This window comes from Sphingorhabdus rigui, from assembly GCF_014196595.1.
Lineage (GTDB): Bacteria > Pseudomonadota > Alphaproteobacteria > Sphingomonadales > Sphingomonadaceae > Sphingorhabdus_B > Sphingorhabdus_B rigui.
In genome coordinates this window covers 1,019,979-1,042,349 of record NZ_JACIEA010000001.1, presented here as the reverse complement: position 1 = coordinate 1,042,349, position 22,371 = coordinate 1,019,979, and the positions used below count along the sequence as shown (strand labels likewise).

Here is a 22,371-nt window from a genome sequence, read left to right as displayed (position 1 = left end):
CTGATCGTCCCGCCGTTCAGCGCGCCGTTCAGCACCGCTGTGTTAACGCCTGCGCCAAGGCTTATCGAAAGCGCACCACCAGCGGTCAGGCTATCCACAGCGGTCAGGCTGTCCAACCCAGATCCCGTCGACAGCGACAGGCTCGTCGCTGCAGTAACAGAGGCACGCAGATCAATCGTGTTGGCCCCGTCGTCCATATTGACCGTGACGTTGCCAACGGTCGAACGCCAAGCTGCCATCGCGGTCAGATAATCCGTACCCAGCCCTGTAGTGACGCCGATCTCAGAACCTGTCACCGTGTTGCCAAAGGTCGCAGCATTGTCGCCATCGCCAAGGTTGACCGCAATCGCGCCGCTCGCCAACCAAGCACCGCCCGTCGTCAGGCTGTCCGAGCCAGATCCCGATGTGACGGTCATGCCACCCGTTCCCGAGAATGTCAGCGTACGCGCCTGCGCACCCGATCCAAGGGACAGGCTGCCGCTTCGTGTTTCCCATCCGCCTGTGGCTGTCAGTGCATCGCTTTGGCCAGCTGACGCAACCGTACCCATGTTGACGGAAATTTGACCCGCCACAATCCTGTCGCCGATGTTGACGACGTCCGCATAGTCACTTGCAGAAATTAGAACTCCGCCGCCGGCATTCAATTCGCCTTTTATGTCGATCGTGGTGCCGCGCTGGTCAGCATCGCCCTTGTTGCCGACGATCACGATCCGACCGATGCTGGCAACAAGCAAGGCTCCCGAGCCAATGCTCACATTATCGCCGGCATCGAGGAAAATTGATCCTGTGAACGCATGGAGGATGATATTCGAAGCGATGGAGATATTGTCATCACCGGTGGTTTCAGCAGCGCCCGTACCCGTGTTTGTCGTGTTGTCTTCAGCGACAAGCGTGATGTCGCCACTGGTGACTACTATGGATGCCGTTATTTCGAGCGGGCTGTGTGCGACGAGTGAAACGCCCCGGTCTGACGTAATTCCTGAGTTGCTAACGACTAGGCGGCCATAATTTTCTAGCCATACCTTACTATTAAGCGACTTGGCTTCGACGGACTGAATACGCGAAGATATATATTTGCTCTCCGTGCCGATCCCTTCCGTTGCAACCAAGCTGACATGGCCAGACAGAAGGACCTGAGTTCCCTGCGGCGCTCCGTTGAGAATGCTGCCGAACGAAACCAAATACACGTTGCCGAGCTGAGCCGAAACGGCCGCAAGGTTCAGGTCTCCACTAGTTTCAACTAACCGCACATTGCCAACGTCAGCCGTGATGGTAACGGAACCCGAACCGTTACGGGCACTGTCTATGCGCAAATAATTCTCAATCCCGGCATTTGGACTTACAGCACCAATATCACCGCCCAGCGAGGTCAGATAAATCGAATTGGCCCGAATATTGAAGCCTGTTAGGCCGGGCGTACCATTCAATATCGACCCCGCAGCTTTTACATGGGCATCACCGTTTGTTACATCGATGGCACCCAATGTCAGGTCGCCCTCTACTTCAATCAGGTAAACGTCACGCTGCGCGGTGGCGCTGAGCATTCCGGCTCTTAGGTTAGTTTCCAGAGCGTTGCTCGCTGTACCGATCGAACCGTTCGGCGCTCGCAGCGAGATACCATTGGCTTCGATCTTGGTATAGTCAGTGCCCGTCCCGTCAAGGATTGACGCACTCTTGCTGGCGGGATCGCTAGTTGTAGCGTCATTCGCCGTCAGCTCAACGGTTCCGGTCGCCGAATACACGCCCTCCAGATAAAGGTTACCCGTGGTCTGCTCGAGATTGATGGCATCGCCCGCACGCGCCGTCAGGGTGTTGTTGCGGGCACCCCCGTTTGCAATATCGAGCTTGAGTGGCTGCAAACTGCCTTGCGCCACAGCATAGCCAATTTTGCCGTCTGCGGCCTCAAGTACTAAGTTTCCGCGGCTCGTTAAAACGGTTAATGCTGTGTCCGCAACGATCGAGCCGCTCGTTTTTAGGCGTGTTTCTCCACCCGAGGTCGAGCTAACTAATCGGATGTCGCGTTCCGACCCGATGAACGCCGTACCAGCTGATTCAAAACCAAAAGTACCTTGAGCATTGATGTCCACATCATTGCGGAAGTCGACTGCGATGTTGAGAATGTTAGCGTTTAGAACACGCGACAGCCGAACCGCCGCAACCGTTTCCGTGCTCTTCAAGCCACCGATCGAGTCCTCTTCCGAAGCCGCCGCCACAGTAACGGTCTTATTATCTCCGCTAATTGCGGTGATAGTGAGATAGTCGGAGCCAATTGTCTTATTGGTCGTTTCCGCACCTAACCACAGCCGGTCACCGACGGCAAAGCCGCTCCAACTGGTGTTATCAACGCGGGATATCGTCCTTGCGTCTTTATTGAATGAAAGTTCGGCTGTGTCGATGGACGCCAGATACCCGTTATCGCTAGGGCCGAGCGCTACCGTCGCAAATTTGAGCGTTACGCCCGCTTCGTTCGCTTGTAGCTGGGCAGGCAAAATGCCCGAATTCCAGATATCTGTGGGCGCAAGAATGATAGTCCAGCCATTGTTGGTAACGGAACCGACTTGATAATATTGTGCGTTGACAGTCTCGTTTACGGAATAGCCGCTGACCATCACCCAAGATCCTGGGCGATATCCACTCCACGTCCCACCATCGGTCCGTGTGATGGAGGATGTTGTGCGATTAATCTCGACCTGCATTTCTACGAGATTGCTCGTAAGAAAACTAACGTCCGAACGTTCGGCAGCGGCCAACGCAATGCGTTCGTCCGGGCTGAAATTGACCCTGTTAGTAACCGGGTCTTTCGTCAGGGAGATGATCATCGGATCGCGGGCGGTAGAACCGATGGTGCCCTTTGCTCCAGACGCCTTTAGCCAGATATTTCCGGCGGTATCGACATTCGCATCCTCAATAACGGTTTGCGTGTCAGTCACGGGCTTGAGCAGACCAGTCCCGATCATGTTCAGCAGTTCATCCTCGGTCCACACACGGATCGAACTCGTTATGGCCGCACGCTGGTCAGCAGTGGCAACATATCTGTACGAAGAAACATACTGCGGCGCGTCACCATAGAGCTGATGTAAGCGTTGGTATTCCGCTGTCTGTTGCAGCTCAATCGTGTCAAGCCGCGCGTCTATTTGTTGCTCCGTGAGCGGCGTGCCATCCGCCTGCCTTTCGGAGCGCAGCGCTTCTCTGTAATCAGCCCTTTGCTGCGTCGTTAGCGTTACAACCTGAGTATCAGAGTAAGTCCCCCCGAAACTGTTGCGGATAGACCAATATGTCTCATATTCGCGCGTACGGGCAGACTCAAAGCTTTTGATGGAAGATGCGATTTTTTCTTGCGCCGCCTGCCCAGTCATTTGCAGAGTGGTCCAGTATCCTGAACGCAATTCTTCAATGGTGCGCGTATCTTCTACCTGATTGGTATTCGCGTCGATCAACGCTCCGGAAGCGACGTCAATCCGGATATTACCCGTCCGGCTGGTGGCGTTGTAAAGGTTAAGATTGCCGCTCACTTGCTGGATAAAAATCCCCGTGTCTGCGTTGATTTTTACCATGTCCGCAGTGGGATTGGCCGATAACACAAGGCTGCTGCGTCCCAGTCGAATACTATTACTGCTCGTCCCAATGCTGCCAGTCTGCGACGTCAGCGTTAGTGCACCGCCTGTTATATCATTAGACTGTGCGTTTCCAGCTGCGGTGATCGCGCCTTTCGCGGTCAGGAAAACGCTCGCCCCACCGTTGGCCACGATACGGCCAACGCGCAAAGCGGACTCCTTGCTGGCAACGTTGATGATGCCGCCCCCGGTGGTTGTGATATCCAGTGTACCCACAGATCCCGCGGTATTGGCAACCTGCTTGATCTGAAGCGCCGCCGCGCTGATGGTAGACGCGCTCGGGGTAACTTCGTCCGGCCGCTTGGCAGGTGGACTACCGATATTGCCATTTGCACTTAAAGCAATCGAGTTACCAACAACCCCCGCGCGGTCGCTAAGCACGAGGATGTCGCCGCCCGAAACAATATTTGCGCTGCCGACCCCGGCATTGACCGAACCGCTCAACAATATGTCCTTACCGGTAACTGTCGATGAGAGGGAAACGGCTGGGGTAGCGCTGCCGGTAAATTCGATTTTGATGGGCTCGTTCACCCGGATCGTATGGGTGTGTACGTCCTGTTTGTTCTGTTCCCTAACCCAAGTTTCGTAATAAGTTTTCTTTCCGTACCAGCTACTCTCCGTCCAGCTCGAGACCCGGTAGGTGTCGACAGTAGCGCTGTTATAGGTGTTAAGGGTATGGGTATAAGCCGAGGTATCTTGCGAAGCATAGAAATAGGGTCCGCTGCCCGAAATTCTAGCTACGCCGATCGGCTGGGTAACGCCCCAACTGACGTCGCTCGGGTCCTTCGCGAGCGCGTCAATGCCTAACCAGTTCGACTGGCCAAAGGTTTTGTAAGCCTGAACACGATAATCCTGCGCGACAGACCACCCATAACGAAACAGCGATGATGGTGCATATGTGCTCACTGCGTCCACCACCGGAGTCGATGTTTCGCCAAACCCGTTGGTGATTTCAGTCTTCACCTTTCCATTTTCGTACGAATAAACGGTCGAGTAGATGCCAGCGACCACATAATCGCCGTTGACCACAGTAATCGTGGAGGCATTGCCAGTTTTAGGAGGATTAGTCCCCGAACCTATCGTCGTTCCAGTGTTAACCGTTAGGGCATAGCCGTTAGAAACCGTGCTAACGCCGGTCACCCACGCATAGCCTTTAAACGCACCCTCTGAACTATATACACGCATCCGAACGGGATTGGTTACAGCGCCCGCCCAAGTCGCCACCGTGATTGTCTGACTGCCGTTGCTGCCTGTGACGTTGCTTGTCTTCTGCCAGCCTTGCCCCAAATCGGCGATGACTAGTTTGCCAGCACCCTGTTTGGACGCATCAACATCGTTGACGACCATATCATAAGGTGTGTTGTTGATAACCGAAATGGTACTGTAGCCGCCAAGGACCTTGATGTTGCCGTTACCTGGCGACACGATTGTACCTTGTAGCTCAATCTTACCGCCTGAAGTAGCTACCGGCATTACCACTATTCGCCGCATCGACGTGTCAAAATAAACGGTAAAGTCGGTGTTGTTGAACGAGGTCAGCTTTTGCAAGCCCGCTGCGCCGCTGGAGATTATCGAACGAATTTCATCCGCGACAGGGATACCCAGCGTCAACGTCAGCGTATCGCGGCCGCTCTGCATGGCGCCGTTTATGTTAATATACTGCGCCTTAATCGATATATCCGCAGCGTAAAGTGAGATACCCTTGTAGTTATTATCAAGTATCGATTTGACGGTTTGGGCCATTGTCTTGCCGGCATCCGCGCTCAGCGCCGATACACCGCCACTGGTCCTTGCATTAAATGCCGTATAAATCTCGCCCGCAACAGAATAGCTCGTCAAACCTGAAATGATCAGGCTACCGCTTGTTTGGAGATTTTCGCTGTTAGAAACGAAGGTTGCATTTTTTAGAACAGCACCGAAACTTTTTCCTGTGCCAGTGATGTTCACTTCACCCGTGGGATTATAAACCGCACCATTAAACGTAATGTTCGGTGCAGGGTAGGACGGATAAGCAAGATCATCAATAATAGTGCTAATTACGATACGGGGTTTTGTCGCAATGGCTGTGTTGTCGACCTGATTAACCGGATTGGTCGAAAACTTGCCCAAAAAGGCAGTATTCTGTGGAATCTGGGCGCCGTTGAGCGTTACACCGCCTGTTGAAGCCGGAATAGTGATCGCCGAAAAATCGAGCGACACAGGTGTGTTGTTGGTAATTACAACCTGTGCGTCGCTCGGCGCATTTAACTGCCCCGTGCTGGCGCCTGCAAGAACCCGCGCGCGAATATCGATGACACCGGCCGTGGCCGTGACGGGATTTACACTAACTACAACGCCATATTGCCGGATAGGATGGTCTGGATCCGCGGCCGTAAGGATCCCTTGAGCGAGCATTTCGCCGCGCAAGCGTGCGATTTCACCTGTATAATAATTTATGAGCGTGGTGTTACCCGTGCTCTGGAATTCAGCAAGCGACGCCTGTGCGCTGCGCCACTGAAGTTCTAGGCTCGATTCAAGCAGCCGACGTTCAACCCGGTGGCTGATCGCAGAAGACGGCGCGAGTGTGAACTTGTCATCCTTCGCGGCAACGCCGTCGATTTTGAACGACATAACGCCAGCAACATTAAACACCTGACCAATCTGGCCGGACCCTACTTTAAGTCCGTTCGGTCCGTAGATGTCGTAAGCGGTCTCGCTGGTAAATACGCCAGTATAGTTGTCGGCGGGCGCGACGGTGATCACAACATTCGAAAGCGTCAGCGGGGTATTATCAAACGATTTGCCGTTAACCAGACGCACATCTTCAATTAGTGCGATTGGTGCAACGGTGACCGTACCTGCTGCCGCGTTGTAGCCAGTGATATCAAGCCCTTTAACACGTCCGATGCCGGTCGTCAGAGAACCGTCGATACGCACTGTGGAAGTGGCCTTGGAGGAGGATGCGCCATCGTAAACTTCCGCGCCACCGCCGCCCAGAATAGAATCGATGGCACCTGCCGCTGCGGTGAGCCAGCTGGTGCCCTTGGCCTGCCCCCTCAGATTAGCGAAGCCATCGCTTTCGGCAAAGACGTAAAAGTTACCGCCGGTCTTCAACTGCGCTTGCGCTGCAACTGTTACCGTGTTGGTCTGCTCGATATGAGCTTGAGCATCTATCAAGTTAAGCGGAATTAAGCTGCCCGCAACGCTATCTGTCGTGGCCTCGATTGTATAAGCGTCTCGTACATAATTTTCATTGTCACCAGCCAGCAGGAAGAAATTATCCTGCGATGTGACGATCGCACTGCCTTCAATCGATATTGTGTTGACGGGATCGATGTCCGCTGTGGATTCAGCTACACCAACGCTGGCCGCGCCGTAAGTATCGAGATCGACCTTAGCAACCGCGGTGCCGCCGCCATTTGCCTTCAACGTTATGCCGCCTGCACTCACCACGCTGGCGCCGTCGCCAATTTGGACCTTCGCCAAATTCTGGATGTCGTCTATTGTGGAAGTGATTCCACCGCCCGCAATTGCCCCCCCGGCAAGCAGCGCAACTTTGTCGTGAACGTCTAAAGCATTACGTGCGGAAACCACCAAATTACCTGGGTCACCGTCTGGATTACCAGCGGACAAGCGAACTTGAGCCGCCTTGACTGCAGCAATTGCCGCATCAATCCGAGCGATGATCGTTTGCTCGGTGGGGCGAACGGCAACTAACTGCGTGCGGGCCGACGTGAGCGAGGCAAGCGCAGTATTCAAAGCGTTGGCAACGGTGCTGCTGTTGGCAACACCTGTTACGGCGGACTCGATTGCGCTGAGTGCGGAGCGCAAGCTAGCGTCCGTGTTACGGTCAGCACTGGTCGGAAGTGTCCGTAAACCAAATGCCTGAAGTGCCGATGCAATGCTGCCCTGCGTATCTGACAAGGTGTTGCGTAGCGAGAGCGGCGCAACCAATTCAAGATCGGTATAAGCACCGATGGTCGCGATCGTCTCGAAATCGAACGTCGTCTTCGATCTCGCTCCAGCCGCGGTAATCGCGCCGACGGTGGTACCGCTGACGTTGGTGCCGATATCAGGCTTGGTGATGGTATTTCCTGCCTGCACCGTTGCAGAGAGGGCGTCGATGATGACATGCGCGCCTTGCGTCCCTGCCGCGGTCCCCGCGACCACGTCGGAGGTCACGCTGTTGATCTGTTCAGCACCGCTGCCAGAATACAGACCGCCTGATGCTGTTTTAATCTTAGCATTGACGGTGTGGTTTGCAGTCGCCTGCAAAGACAAGGAACCCGCACCGCCCAGCAATGTGATCCTGCTGGACCCGCCTGTAGCAAGCAGCAGTGCCTTAGTTTGCCCAACGGCAGTGATATTCGCTCCGGCGCCTGCTCCTGCATAAACGCCGCCACTGCCCGCAACCGCTTCAACCATGCTATCAGGCGTGCTTGCCGCATCAAGGCGCAGCGACTGCGCGACAATATTCGCGCTGCCGCCTACGAAAGCATAGGTGTCGGTCGTAGTGCTTATGGTCGATTTGACAGCGCCAGCTGCAATCAACGCACCTACCACCGCTGTGCCGCGCGCACGATTGCGGGGATCATTGCGCGCAACAACGGAAACTGCACCATTAACATTCAAGGTGCTGCCGCCGCCAATGAAACCGCTAACCAACGCGGCCAACGTTACATCGGATACTGTGGCATTCACGCCGATTAGCGCGCCGACGGCACCCGTAGCATTGGAATCCGCGGTGTAGGCATCATTAGCTGGCCGGATCAATTGAGCATCGACCGATACGCTACCAGCGGTCACCGTTACCGGGGCGCCCGTCGCAAGGGAATTGTTCAGTCCATATGGATTGGCTGATGAAACATCTGTCGGCGTGCCCAGCGAAGCTACGATAGTCGGCGTCGCGACAATTTTAGATAATGAAACGCCAACTGCCAGCCCGGCAGCGCTCACCCCAAGGCCTTGCGTACTAAGTTTTGGCGTCATCGACGCCGTCACATTGACCGCACCGCTAGCCGTAACAACGGCGTTATTGCCAATCCAGGCCTTTACGCTGCCGCTTACTGTGATCCGGGACTCATTCCCTTGGCCGGCGCCAATACCCGCCGCAACCGCAAGTACATCGGTGGACGCGGAAATGTTGCTGGTTGCGAGCACAGTCACGGTTCCAACGGTGGGTCCGTTAACACCTGCCCTACCGATAGTGGCATAAGAACCAATATAGGCTTGAGTGTTGCCCGTCACATCCAAGGTTGCAATGGCAGCACCGGCCGCCAGAAGTCCGGCCGAAGCGCCCTTGGCCTGTAATTCATAGTCCCGCGTCGCCTGCGCTTTTACACCGACGCTACTAGCTTTTTCCACTTTTACACCGTTGGTCACGGAGGCACCATCGGCAAGGTAAGCGGACTGGGCCGAGCTATCTGTAATTACAACTACCTGCGCACCCAAACCGACTGCTCCGGCGGCGCCACCATAGGCTGCAAAATCACCTGTAGATGACAATGTAGCGCCAACTTCTATCGCGTCGCTAGTTTCCAGAGTGGAGCCTTCACCGACATATGATGTAAGCGCGCTATTAACGTTAACGATAGTGACAGCACCGCCAGCAGCGGCGCCACTCCAGCTCAAAGCAACCGCACCAGTCTTGCTATCGATGTCAATCGTTTCGTCAGCTTTAACAAGGATGTCGCCCGTCGAAACGCCGCGTCCAGCTGTAACAACAGCGTTGGCCCCAATATAAGCCGAGGTATCACGCGCGACGTCATCTTTTGCCAAGCTGAACGTAACGCCACCACCAGCCTGGCTCGCGCGTTGACCGACTGCATCGTTGTTCATACCGGTGACACCAGCATCGGCCCGGTCAGTAAGGCCTTCGGACTTTCCGCCCTCACTCGTTACGCCCGAGTTCAGGTTCGCGGTAAGATCGCTGCCTTTCTCGCCCATGCCTGATCCAACGTTGATTACAGACACCGCGCCGCCAAGCGATGATCCGAGGCCGCCCGCAAACGCCACGACGGTGGAATCGATATTGCGCGAAGCATTCGCATCGACTGTCACGGTATCAGCGGCAGTCACGGTCTCGCCATTTGCAATACGAGCCACGGTCGCAGGCTTGACTATCAGAACCTCAACAGAGGCGCCAAAACCGCTCCCACCAATCGCAACGGCGCCGGTTGCTGCAGCAGCCTTATTGCGGTTAAGCTCAATCGTGCTGTCCGCCTGCACAGTAACGTCATCACCTGCTGTTACCGTCGAATTAGTTCCACCGCTGGCCGCTATTTCAGCTGTGATCGTTGAGCCAGTCGAAGCAACTGTAACCGCACCGGCCAATGCGCCCGCTCCGCCAGCCGCCGAACCGACTATAGCATCCAGCGTTTGCCTTTCATTGGCGGTAATTGCGACGGTTCCGTCAGCGACGACCTGGGAACCACGCACTGCGCTAGTCACCTCGCGCTCAATAAGCGCGATGCCAACGCTGCCTCCGGCTCCTACGGCGCCGCCAGCTACCACCATAACCGTCGATTCCGCTGTCCCGCGAGCATCGGCGCCCACGGTTACTGCGCCCTTTGATGTCACACGGGCGCTCTCAACCAGCGCTTTGGTATCAGATGTGCTGCGATAAACCGAACTACCCCCACCAATACCGGCCCAGAGCCCAGCGGCGACGCCCACCACATAGTCAGTGACGCTCTCACGAGAGAGTGCTGTCACTTCTACGTTACCCCCGAAAATTGCATCGACATCCGTTGCACTGTCACCATCAACGATGCGTGCGGTGGTATTGTGATCGATAATGTTGGTATCAACCGCCGCGCCAATACCAGCGGTGCTCATACCAATGCCCGCCGTCCCTGACGCACTGAGGATGCTTGCCTTGTGGTAGGCGCGAACGGCGACGTCCTTGCCTTGGTTGGCCACGTTGACGGCAGAATCGTTAATCTCGGCCAGCGTTGTGCCACTCAATGTGTTAACAATCGCATTTAAGCCAACGCCGACCGCGCCACTTACCGCCGCCGTCACTGCGGTAGTGTTGATAGTTTCCTTGCTGGTTGCGACGACTGCAAGGCCGGCAAAGCCTGTTTGGACTGCCTCAGTTCCGGCATTATCATTCGTCCAGCGTGCTACGGTCATCGTACTACCGCCAAGCGCGGTAACAGCGGCATCACTGTTGATTGATGCCTTCGTATTGCTCTTATCCTGATTGACCATTGCGGTGCCACCGGCACCCAACATGCCTGAAACTGCGATCGTTCCACCGTTTATTTGAAAACTGTTATTTGATCGCGCACCAACCAGCATGCTACCGAGTGTCGAGACCGTTGTGCCGGTGCCGCTAACGATTGCCTCTACCGTATTCGCCACCAAATTCGCCACGGAAGAACCAGCTAGCGCAGCGGTGCCGCCTCCAGAAACGCCCGCCGCAACGGAAGTGATTGTCGATTGTGATGCGGCCTCTATGGTTACGTTGGCTGCGCCGGACACAATGATGTCGGCGCCGCTCAGGACACGTCCGCGCACCGAGTTGGCGATTTCATTATAGGCCACTGCCGCACCAATGGCTACGTTGCCTGCAATGCCACCTTGCCCAGCGCCGCTTGAAATTGTTGAGCCGTCTTGCGCTGTTATCGTCGCGGCCGCGCTAAGATTGACAGCAGCTCCATCTGAAACATAGGCATCGACGGTTTTGCGGGTCCAGTTCAGCGACAGCGAACCCGCACCGGCAAACGTTCCAGATCCAGTGATCGAAACCGCATATGCGCTGATTGCACCGGTGGAAAGCGCTTCGACCAGCAGGCTAGAGGCGTTGACGGTGGCGCCAGATACATAAGCCTTGGTGACATTGGTATCGCTCGATGCCGGATCATCGGGATTTCCGCCAAGATAGTTGTACGAAACCGCAGCGCCCAGACCCATAGTACCGCCCACGGCAATGCCGCCAGCGATCGAACTGATGCGCGATGTATCCTGCGCGTGAACGACGACCCTTTGTGCGGCAGTAACAGTTGCACCCGAGGCGACATGTGCATCGACCGTTACGCGAAGCCAATTAAGCGAGAGCGAACCCGCCGCAGCAGCAGTGCCCGCACCGGCGCCGCCAACCGCAAGTGACCAGATTTGGGTGTCAAACGGATTAGCACTTGCATTGCCTGCCGTTGGGGCAACCGCTGATCCGATCCCGGATGTTTTGCCGGGAAGATCAGCGTTATTCAACAGGTCCGCACGGACCGTAACGTTTCCGGTCGTCGCACTAACGCGCGTGTTCGCGCCTTCGACGCGTGCAACCACGTTCGAGCGCACGTCGGCGACAACACTCGCAATGCCTGCAGCTACAGTACCGGCACCCGCAGCGGCGCCCGCCACTGCCAAAAGGATTGGCGCATCGCTTGCCTCGACGATGACGTCACCAAAACCCGTTACCCGCGCGCCGCCGCGGACCGACGCGTCCACGTCCTCCTTCATGAAGTTGATCGAAAACGACCCGGCCAAAGCGTTCGTGCCAGAACCCGCAGCGCCGACCGTAACGTTGAGCATTTTGGCAATGGAATGCGCACCGACGGTCACGGATCCCGTCTGAGACGTTACTACCGTACTGGCGCCATCGATTTTCGCAATGATCTGCCCCGTCGTCGGAGCATTGCGGTCTACTGCAATGTTCCTCGTTGGATCACCGGGATCCCCGCCGATAAAGTTATAAGACAATGCCGCGCCCGCGGCATTGGTACCACCAACAGCAACGCCGACCGCGACCGATGTCATTGAGGCCTTATTCTTCGCCTCAACCGCTACATTCCCATGCGCGATTACCGAACTGCCGCCGGTGACTGAGGCCTCGACTGTATTGCGGAGCCAGTTTAGCGATACAGCAGCCCCAAAAGCCGAGGTGCCGGCACCCGATCCCGCAACTGTAACATTGACGATCTGAACATTCGTATCCACCGCAGACGGCAGATCGGTTACACCTCGTGACGCAAGATTGATTTGATTGGCGCTATCGGTTGGCCGTTCAAATCCGGCACGAACCACAATCGCCCCCGCTGCCGACGTGACGCTACTTGAATCGATATTGGCCTTAATTGCCTTGTCCAGCTTCGTGACACCAACGGCTGCGCCAACCGCGGCATTGCCTGAACCGGCTCCAGCGCCCGCGACGACGATGCTGGCTGTAGAATCCGCAGCTTCGACAGACACGCCAGCCTGTCCGGTGACCGTGGCCCCCGAAGCGACCAGAGCCTCAATTGCACCACTCATAATGTTGGTAGTAACGGCACCTTGAAGTGCACCAGTTCCGGCCACAGCAGCACCTACAGCCACGCCGATCAGTTCATCATTCGCTGAGGCCTTAATGGAAACAGTGCCCGCCGCCGAAGTCGCAGCGGATCCAGCCAATTTGGCGCGGATGTTGCCTGACATGACGTTGGTCGAGCTGGCGGCTCCGACGGCGCCAGTTCCGCCGCCGGCGCCGACACCTGTGAAGCCAAGGATTGCAGAATCGTCAGCGGCGCTGATTGTGACGCCTGTCTGGCCGCTTATCGATGAAGCCAGTCCACCCTCGGCAAGCGCCAGCGCCTCTAATGTTCCGCTAAAGGTGTTCACTACCACCGAACCAGCTATTGCAGTGTTACCCGCTGCTGCCCCGCCAACGGCAATCCCGTTGATGTCATCATTGGTGAGCGCCTGAATGACCACTGCGCCACTGCCGGACACCACGGTCGATCCGCCTGCCCCCGCCCGTACGGTGCCTGACATGAGATTCGTAACAACCGCCGCGCCGAACGCACCGGTGCCGCCAGCAGCCACTACGCCAGCGGTCCCCGTTATCGCCGTATCGTCATTGGCCTTGATCGTGACGCCGGTTTTACCGCGCACCTCTGAACCCTGCACGGCTGAGCCATTTGCCACGGTCTTCGCAAGCGCTTCCACCGTGCCACTAAATGTGTTGACCACCACTGATCCGCCAGCGGCATAATTCCCTGCGCCAGCGCCGCCTAAGGAAACACCGATTATATCATCATTGGTGGTCGCCTCGATTGTGACGGAACCATCGCTCGATTCAACCGTCGCGCCCGCTGCAATGGCACGAACCGAGCCGGACATCACGTTGGTGACGACGCCTGCGCCCACTGCAACCTTGCCGCTCGCTGCGAGACCGCCCGCGGCGCCAGTGATTGTCGTATCATCGCTAGCCTTAACCGTTGCGCCGGTCTTGCCTCGAACTGTGGCACCCAAGATGGAGGCCCCATTGGCGACCCCCACGGCTTGTGCCTCAACCGAACCACTGAAAGTGTTCACAACCACGGAACCGGCTAGGGCTACAGAATTAGCAAGCGCACCTCCCAAAGCTGCACCAACGAGATCATCATTGGTAGTTGCCTGAACCAAAGCTGCGCCATCGCTCGACTCTAGCACTGATCCTGACACCTTCGCCCGCACTGCGGCGGACATCAGATTGGTCACTACAGCAGCCCCGGCAGCAATCTCATTGGACACTGCAAGTCCGCCCGCGACACCGTTTATAGTCGTGTCATCAATGGCCTTAACGCTGGCACCCGTCCGACCTGTGACCGACGACCCCTGCAAGGATCCAGCGACATTCGCCGCTTCAACCAGTGCCTCAAGCGTCCCACCGAATGTGTTAACGACAACGGATGCGCCAAGGGCAAATTGTTTTCCTCCGGCACCTGCAATCGCAACACCGTTGAGCACATTGTCGGCTTGTGCTTGGACAGTAGCAGCGCCTGCAGACGAATCCAGAGTGGAAGCTGACACGCGGGCGCGAACCGTATCGGTAAGTATATTGATCGCGACGCTTGCTCCGACCGCTGTGGTTTTGGATAATGCCCCGGTACCTGCAAATGCGAATGCGCTATAGCCTTCAGAGGCATCGACCAATATCGCACCGCGTGTACGCAGGACGGAGCCATCGGTCACGCTGGCTTGGGTCGTACCGTTTGACCTGGTCAGCGCAACCGATCCTGCAAGACCCGCTTTTTCGCCACCTGCACCACTAGCCGCGATCGCGACGATTGCACCATCCGTTCGCGCTTTTACCGAAAGCGACTGCGCCTTTTTGGTGCTGTCGCCGGTGGTGCTACCACGCACAGTCGCATTGGTGGTCATTGTCAGGAAATTTAGCGACATAGCTGCGCCGAAGCCGACGGTACGGCCGAAAGCGAAAGCGCCCGAGAACGACACGATACCCTGACTGTCGGTTGCGTTGACGATGATGTCGCCATCTGTTGTGCTGCTATTGCTCAGCGTGGAATTAATAATTTCAGCTGCCGTATCGGACTCAACGATATTGACCGAAAATGTTCCCGCTAGCCCCACTGCATTGTCGGTACCCGAAGCAATGCCAGCGGCAGCGGCAACGGACACTGTTTGGGCATCGTTCGTTGCTTTGACCGTTACGTCGCCCCCGTGGCTGACCGAAGAACCGCTTAACCGAGCCGTTACGCTATCGTCGATCAGCCCAACAGCTACGCCCAGACCAATGCCAACTTTGCCGCCAACAGCTGCAGCACCGGCCACCAGCACATTAGTAAGCCTATTTTGTGCTTCGATCGAGATCGTGCCGGTTGTGGTAAGATTCACAACATCGCGCACCTCGGCGGTAACGGTGTTGCGCATCTGTGCGACGGCAACAGAGCCTGCAACCGCATAACCATTGCGTCCGGGCGCGCCCGCTCCGCCCGCTGCCAGCGTGACGATCACACCTGAGCGATCAGCCAGGACGCCCAGTTTACTGACCTGAATCGACGCCATCGCGGCGACAAACGCCGCGGTGGTGCCTTCAGAAAGGTTGACCGCCGCGGCACCGGCAATTCCTACTGATGTCTTGCCAGCGCCTGCATTAGCATAGGCAACAGAGCCGGCGACCGACGCCGCTGACGTGTTGTTTGATGCGGTAATGTTCAAAGCGGAGGCGGTTAACGCACGAGCAGCCCAAACCGTCGCCTCTGCATTGTCACGCATCATATTGACGGTGACGGCGCCAGAAATGCCGATACCTGATCCGCCTGTCTTAGGCGCAGCGCCAGCCGATGGTGTCTGTGTGGAACCAGCCGAGGTAGTATTTCCCTCGTCCAGCTTTGTTGCCACTGTGGTGGTCCCATTGGACAAATTACCCACATCGGAAACCGAGGTGCCATCCTTGTTTGTCAGCCCCGTTCCGCTCGGCGAACCTGCGGTTGTCGAAGCTGGTTCGGCGGCATCAGGCTTCGACGATACACTGGAACCGGAGACAGCGAACCCGCCAACAAAGCCGCTATTTACGGCAGCGATACTGATGTCACCACCAACGGCGAGAGGCGCGTTCGATGTACCCAGCACAGTTCCGTTGCCGATTCCGGCACGCGTGTTCCGCTTAATATCGTTAAACGTGAAGGACGCGCCAACGCCCGTGTTTCCAGCAGTGGTCACTGCACCTGCAAAGGCGATTGAAAAAACCTTGTCGGTCGCCTTAATATTAAGCGATGGCGACGTGATATCGGTGTCTGTCACATGGCCCGAGCCCACGGTGATGTCTGCATCGGCGCCAATCCGAGCAATAGAGCTATTGTCGACTACATGATAGACACCTGCGCCATTGAAACCGATGTTTCCGGCTGGACCACCGGCCGCGCCGAATGTCAGGTCGAAGACATCATTGTGGCTCGTAACGTTCAAACTGTCGGCGTAGACTGATGCGCCACTCTCGATTTCAGCGAGCGCATCGCTCTTAAGTTTGTAATAGCCGAACACTGCGCCAACGCCGTTTGCTGCGGCGTTATCCTTGTTCCACGCATTTTTGCCGAGGATGCCTGGTTCAAGGCTGAGGCTGAATTTGCTGGAATCGCTCCCCACACCTGGCGTCTCGATTGTGCCAAGGAAGTTGACAATTTGATTGGTATTGAGCGCATTCACACGGACATCGGAATCCGTAGGTGCAAATCCCACAGTCTTATTAACCCGCGCACCATTGCGGATCACCGCTTCTGCGTTAGTTTCAACTTGGAAGAACGATCCCGAAAGTGCGACGCCGACTTTGGAAGCGCCGCTCGCAGTAGCCTGTGACCAATCGCTGAAAAGCGTTCTAAGACCACCATCGCTATTTAAATAATTTCCAAGGACATCGAACAGACCAGAGAGCGCCTCTTTGTAAACGCCTTCAACAGCCTTGAACAATGTTGTGTTGGAATAGTCGGTATCGGCCGTGAGGGTGTATTTGGGCGCGGCGCCAATGTACCGGTAAAACAGGCCAACATCGCCACCGCCCTTGTGACCGGCGGCTACTTGCACCGTTTGATCCTTTACAACTTCTTTCCCGATTTGGCTGGAGAAAAAGTCAGGTCGCATCATCTGTGTGACAAGCGTCCAATTCGTCTTATCGGTGTAGTTGGTGCCAGAACCAAGGGTAGTCTGAGCTGCTGTGCCTGTATAAGCGTAATAAAGTCCACCGACCTGGACAATTTTTCCCTGGTCTACCTTGGCGCCGGTCTGGGTGCTCAGAAAATCCGCGTTGGTGACGCTGAGCCCTGCAAATTTGGCATAGGCTTCCGCGCCAAACATGGATTTGATGTTGACCGCATTGTTTGCGTGCGCGTTGACATCAATAGTCTTTGCTGCATCAACTGTAACGTCAGAATTGATATATGCTTTTGCCGTCAGGGTATCGGCAGCGTAGGCAAAGGCAAGCGACCCAGCCGTTTGCTTGTTTGCCGTAGCAGCGGAAGCGGACGCGGGATCATTCTTCTTGTAAAAGTCCCCCGCCAGATCTTCCGAAAGCGGCACGGGCGAAATGCTCGAGCCGGATGTTACATTGGGCTGGTCCTCCGTTGTGGCGGTAACGGAAACATTGCCTTGAACAACAATTACGGACCGCACGGCTTCGTTCGCTGCCGTACCATTGCCAAGCTCAGCAATCGTCGTGTCGACTTTACTTGAGAAGGCCACGCTGCCCGCGCCTGCAAAACTCGGGGCTGTAGGAGCAGCTTTTGGATCGAACCCGAGGAAGATCTTGATCTTGTCGACGACGGCATCAATGACACCCTTCGCTCCGGTCGCCTCCAGCAATTTAGTGTTGATCAGTTTAGATGTATCATCAAGAACATCGCCAGTAGACCTGCCGATAATGGCTTCCGAACTAATTCCCTCGCTTTCGCCGGGATCAATACCGAAACGGCTGGTAGGCACGCCGCTGCGCTCGAATGAGGATTGTACTGAAAGATCGCGACCAACAGTTACATTACCATCAAGGGTCGCGCGCGTTATATTCTCTTCAAGTTGTACGGCAGCGGAAAGCGCCAACGTCCCTATATTGGTGACATAGGCCCGCGACATTGTGAACGTACGATTTAAAGTATCCGCCGAAAGCGTGAAATCTCTGCCCACGTCTATCTTCGCTAACGACGTGACTGACGCAGTAACATTGGATGTGACAAGCGAAACAGCTGCCGAAATTGCTATGCCTTTGAATGGTATGCTTCCAGCAACGACATTGGCTGTGTTTTCGCCGCGGGCTTGCAAGACCGCGTCACGCGTGACCCGTATATCGCCAGCAACCGTAAGCTCGGCTTTGGAATCGATAACAGCAGTGGTACCACCAATCACCAATGCGAACGGCTTGCTGCCTGCGCTGGTTTGTGTGGTCGCAATTGCCGTCAAATCTACGCCACGGATCTTGGCCCCCGCCAAGATTTCAACGGTAGAAACTGAAGTTACCTTGTCGATGGCGGAGAAGATTGAGACTTTCTCCATCAACGCCATCATTCCGTTGGTGTAACTAGCGACTGGCCCGCCAAGCAAATCGCCGAACAAGGAAGATGTCGCCTCAGATGAAACGTAGGTCCCAGGCGTCGTATCACTCTGAATAAAGATCGTCTTGCCGCTTATAGCAGCATCGCCGATGGAAACTTTCGCGTCGAGATATTTTGCGTTCCAGAAGCCTTGATACGACGGCGGATTGCCTGCTCTTGCCTTTATGGTGATGTTGCCGGCGGTGGCTAGCTGTGCATCAGTCGCCACTCCGATCCCGGCGGCCAGGCTGGTGTCCAACTTTGCACCGCCGGTAATATTAACGTTGCGCGCGGTGATCGACAGATCGCCAACCTTACCATTCAAAGCGGTCGTAATCACCGCCCCGGTGCTGATGGTGACAGTACCTTCAGCCGATTCCAGCGACAGGTCTTTTCCATAGCTGTGGAGGTTTTCTGTAACGTTTAGCCCTCTCCCGTCGCTCAAGCGGTATCCGCCGGCGGCGCCGTCCCAGACCACCTTTTGCATCAGGCTATTGGTAACATTTTGGTTAAAATTAACCATCAACGCATCGTTGCGTACGGCGGTCGCCTGCGCTGTGACAGTCACTTGTTCGGAGGCCGCGAGCCCTGAAACATCTATTCGATAAACATTCGCGCCAGTACCACCTTTCAGGATGTCAGCGCCGCCACTGCCTGCGAGAGTCGCCGTTCCCGAAAATGATGATGCATCTAGTGTTTGGGCGCCCGCTGCACCTACTAGTTCTACGTGCTGAATTGCGGTTAGGCCAAGGCTGGAAGTACCTGCAGTTACCGTGCTGGCGGCCGCAGTACCCGAAAGCGTCGCAGACGCTGCGACAATATCCGTGACAATAACGTGGTCAGCCCCACCGCCACCTGACACGGTACCAGCCGCTCGTACGGTAATAATATCGTCACTAGACGAGCCGACGATGGTGTCAGCGCCACCCCCAGCGTTGATGACAACACCGAGCCCCAACACGGGTGTGGAAACGGAAGCTGTCAGGCCGAGCGCAGCGGCGATGCCAGATGTTTCTCCTGTACCTGCCACGACATAGTCTGAAATAGACGTCGTGCCTGCACCAGTCGTAAGGTCGGTCGTCGTAAAGGCACCGATTTCTTCCGAGAACTGTATCCGAGCCTTGGTTCCAACCGCTGAGGCGAGCAACGTCTCGACTTCTCCGATTATGCGCGCACCGGACAAATCCACGTTGATCACACTGCCATCTTTCAGCCTGATGACAATGTCAGCACCCGATGGGTTGGCTTCGGTCTTCGCCAACACAGCTTCGCCGCCGATAATAGAGTATAGGGCGGTGCTTTTGCTGCGGCCATTAAAAGCGGACGCATTAATGCTATCGTTGCCGCTGGTACCGATCAGTTCGGCCCGATCGATACCCGCAAGTGTCGACGCCGTGCCGCTGACGGTGAGAGTGGTATTCGTAAGGGTAATGGCGGTGCCCGAAGCAACGAGCGTGTCCACCCCATAGCCGCCGTCAACAACTGCAGTCCCCGCGCCAAGGATCAGGCGATCGTCGCCGGTACCCCCAACTAACTGCGAATTTCCGCCGCCGGCAATTAAGACGTCGTCGCCGTCGGACCCCCTAATTGTCGCAGTGCCCGCAAAACGCGAGACGTCTAGCAAATCGCCCCCGCGCGACCCGGTCAGGTCGACCGTTTCAATGCCGTCGAGACTATAAAAAGTGGGAGTGCCGACCTGCGTCAGTTGAATTGACGGGGCAGTGCCGTTGACGGAACTGCTAATCGTAAGCAGATCGACGCTCGACCCCGAAAGGCGCCCGATGAATTTAATAACAAACGTCCCAGACGCTTGCCCTGCCGTGACCTGCACATTGTTCATGCCGATGCTGGAAAGCCGGGCAAGAGCGGCTTCAATCTGTACCGAGGTGGCGTTGTAATTTAACGGCGTCGAAGTTTCGCCAATCAGCGAAATTGTGAAGGTGCCGCTGGTGGCTCCGACCGTCGACAATGTCTGTATGGTGTTCAGACCCTGTCCGAGTTCGACGCTGCCTCCGCCCTGAACCTGTGTAGAAACCGAAACTGTCGCATCGACGTTGAGCGAATTAGTGACCGCGATGGCAGCCACGTTGTTGGCCGCCAAGGCACCGGTAAAAGTCAAGGCAAAGGCGGTCTCATTCCCCGAAGGAGCAGCAACAGAAACGAGAACATTACCGGCGCCAATGGTGGAAAGGCCTTGCAGCGCTGCTTGGATGATCGCTGCGCTCGCATCAAAGGCGATATCGCCAGTGGTTTGCCCCGCATATGAAAGCTTGAACGTCCCGCTAGTCGCATTCTGCAGTTCCAGGCGCTGCACCTCGTTCTGAGCACTGACGACAATCCGGCGGAACCCGAATTCACTTAGTGTATCAGTTCCGGCACCGCCTTTGATGGTGTCTGCTCCGCCATTACCGCGCAGCAGGTCGTTGCCGGAGCCGCCTATTAAAGTATCCGCCCCCTCGCCGCCAACAAGCGTAACGCCGCCTAAGGTAAACGCACTCGCGTCGATCGCATAACCGCTGGGCGCACCCATTTCCACGGAAGCAGTGCCGCCGGTGAGGCTGGACACAATCGAGATCGGGGATGCTAGGCCATTTGCTGCTCTACCTTCTAGCAAGATGGACCAGGCACCCTGTGTGCCGGTAACGCGCACATTATCTCGGCCAACGGTCGGAAGCGATGCGAGCGACGCTTGGATCTGCGCCGCCGTCGCATCATACGCCAAGGCATCTGTCTCTATGCCATCAACTGATAACCGATATGTCCCACCGGTGACCCCAGCAAAACTCAGCAAATGTACGTTTCCGGCAACGGCAAGTTCGGCACTACCAATGCCGGAAATTGTATCAACCTCGCCACTACCGACTGCTAGGCTAGTGTTGGTCAACACGATGTTGGCCGCGCGCGTTTCAAACAGCACGTCCGTACCGCCCGAACCGCCACTGATAATATCGGTGCCAGAACCACCGCTAAGTCGGTCAGATTGGGCCGTTCCGTAAAGCGTATCGTTCCCACCACCCCCGTAAAGGGTCACACCCCCTAATGTGAAACCCCGGGCGTCTATGATGTTGGCCGATTGCCCGCCGTAAATCACTGCAGAGCTAAAGCCCGAAATATCGGAAATCGATGTGACCCGGGTCACCGCGTCAGTGAATGTTGCACTGCTATTGGTGAGCGCTAGATCAAAATCGCCGTCTTCGACCAGCGTATTAACGCCCGCGCCACCTATCAAATTATCCTTGGCGCTTGTGCTGCCACGTCCGCCAATGACATCGTCACCGCCCAAGGCATCAATTTTGTTGGCCGAAGAGTTGCCGTAAAGGTTATCGGCCTGCTCAGTGCCGGTGATATCGGCAAAGCCGGAGATGTAGTCAAACCCGGTCGCCGAATTGGCGCTCAAATCAACCGTAACGCCGATTTTCAGTGCCGAGAAATCCAGCGCGTCGGTCGGGCCGCCGATCAATACATCGATGCCACTTGTGGATATGCCAGCTAGGTCAACGGCTCCTGCATCCTTGATCGTCCAAGTCTGCTTTCCAGCTGGCCCGGTAAGACGATCGCTGCCGGTGGACCCTGAAATCGCGGAGATGTTCGTGAACTGAATGGTGAGGGCATATTCGGTACCCGTATCGCCGCCATGCCGGATTGTCGCCGAGCCTGATTTGTTCCCACTGAGTGCCCAGCTTGTATCCGCAGAGGCTCCGTTAAGGGTATCGGTTCCGGATCCACCATCGAAGTTGACCGTGAGGCTTTTGCTGTAGGCGGCCAACGAACCATCAATCGTCAGCGTGTCATTGCCAGACGTACCCGTGACATCGATAACGCTCGTTACCGAGGCATCAAACTGACCAATTACGGCGTTATTGCCGAGATTGACGACCTGAATATAGTCCTTCCCATCGACAGGATCGTTTTTGATAAGCCGAATTTGGGACGACGTGGCACCGCCATTGGCCGCCTCCGGTATAACCAGAGGCGATGCCGACATTAGTAATCGCGCTTCA

General features: G+C 56.1%; 1 protein-coding gene. It reads right to left on the bottom strand.

Annotation, left to right across the window (positions count from 1 at the left end; genetic code table 11):
- Positions 1–22,355, bottom strand: a 22,355-nt coding sequence (locus tag GGR91_RS04755) for a beta strand repeat-containing protein (RefSeq protein ID WP_183940553.1), incomplete at its 3' end; no start/stop codon positions are given.
- Positions 22,356–22,371: the final 16 nt, after the last annotated feature.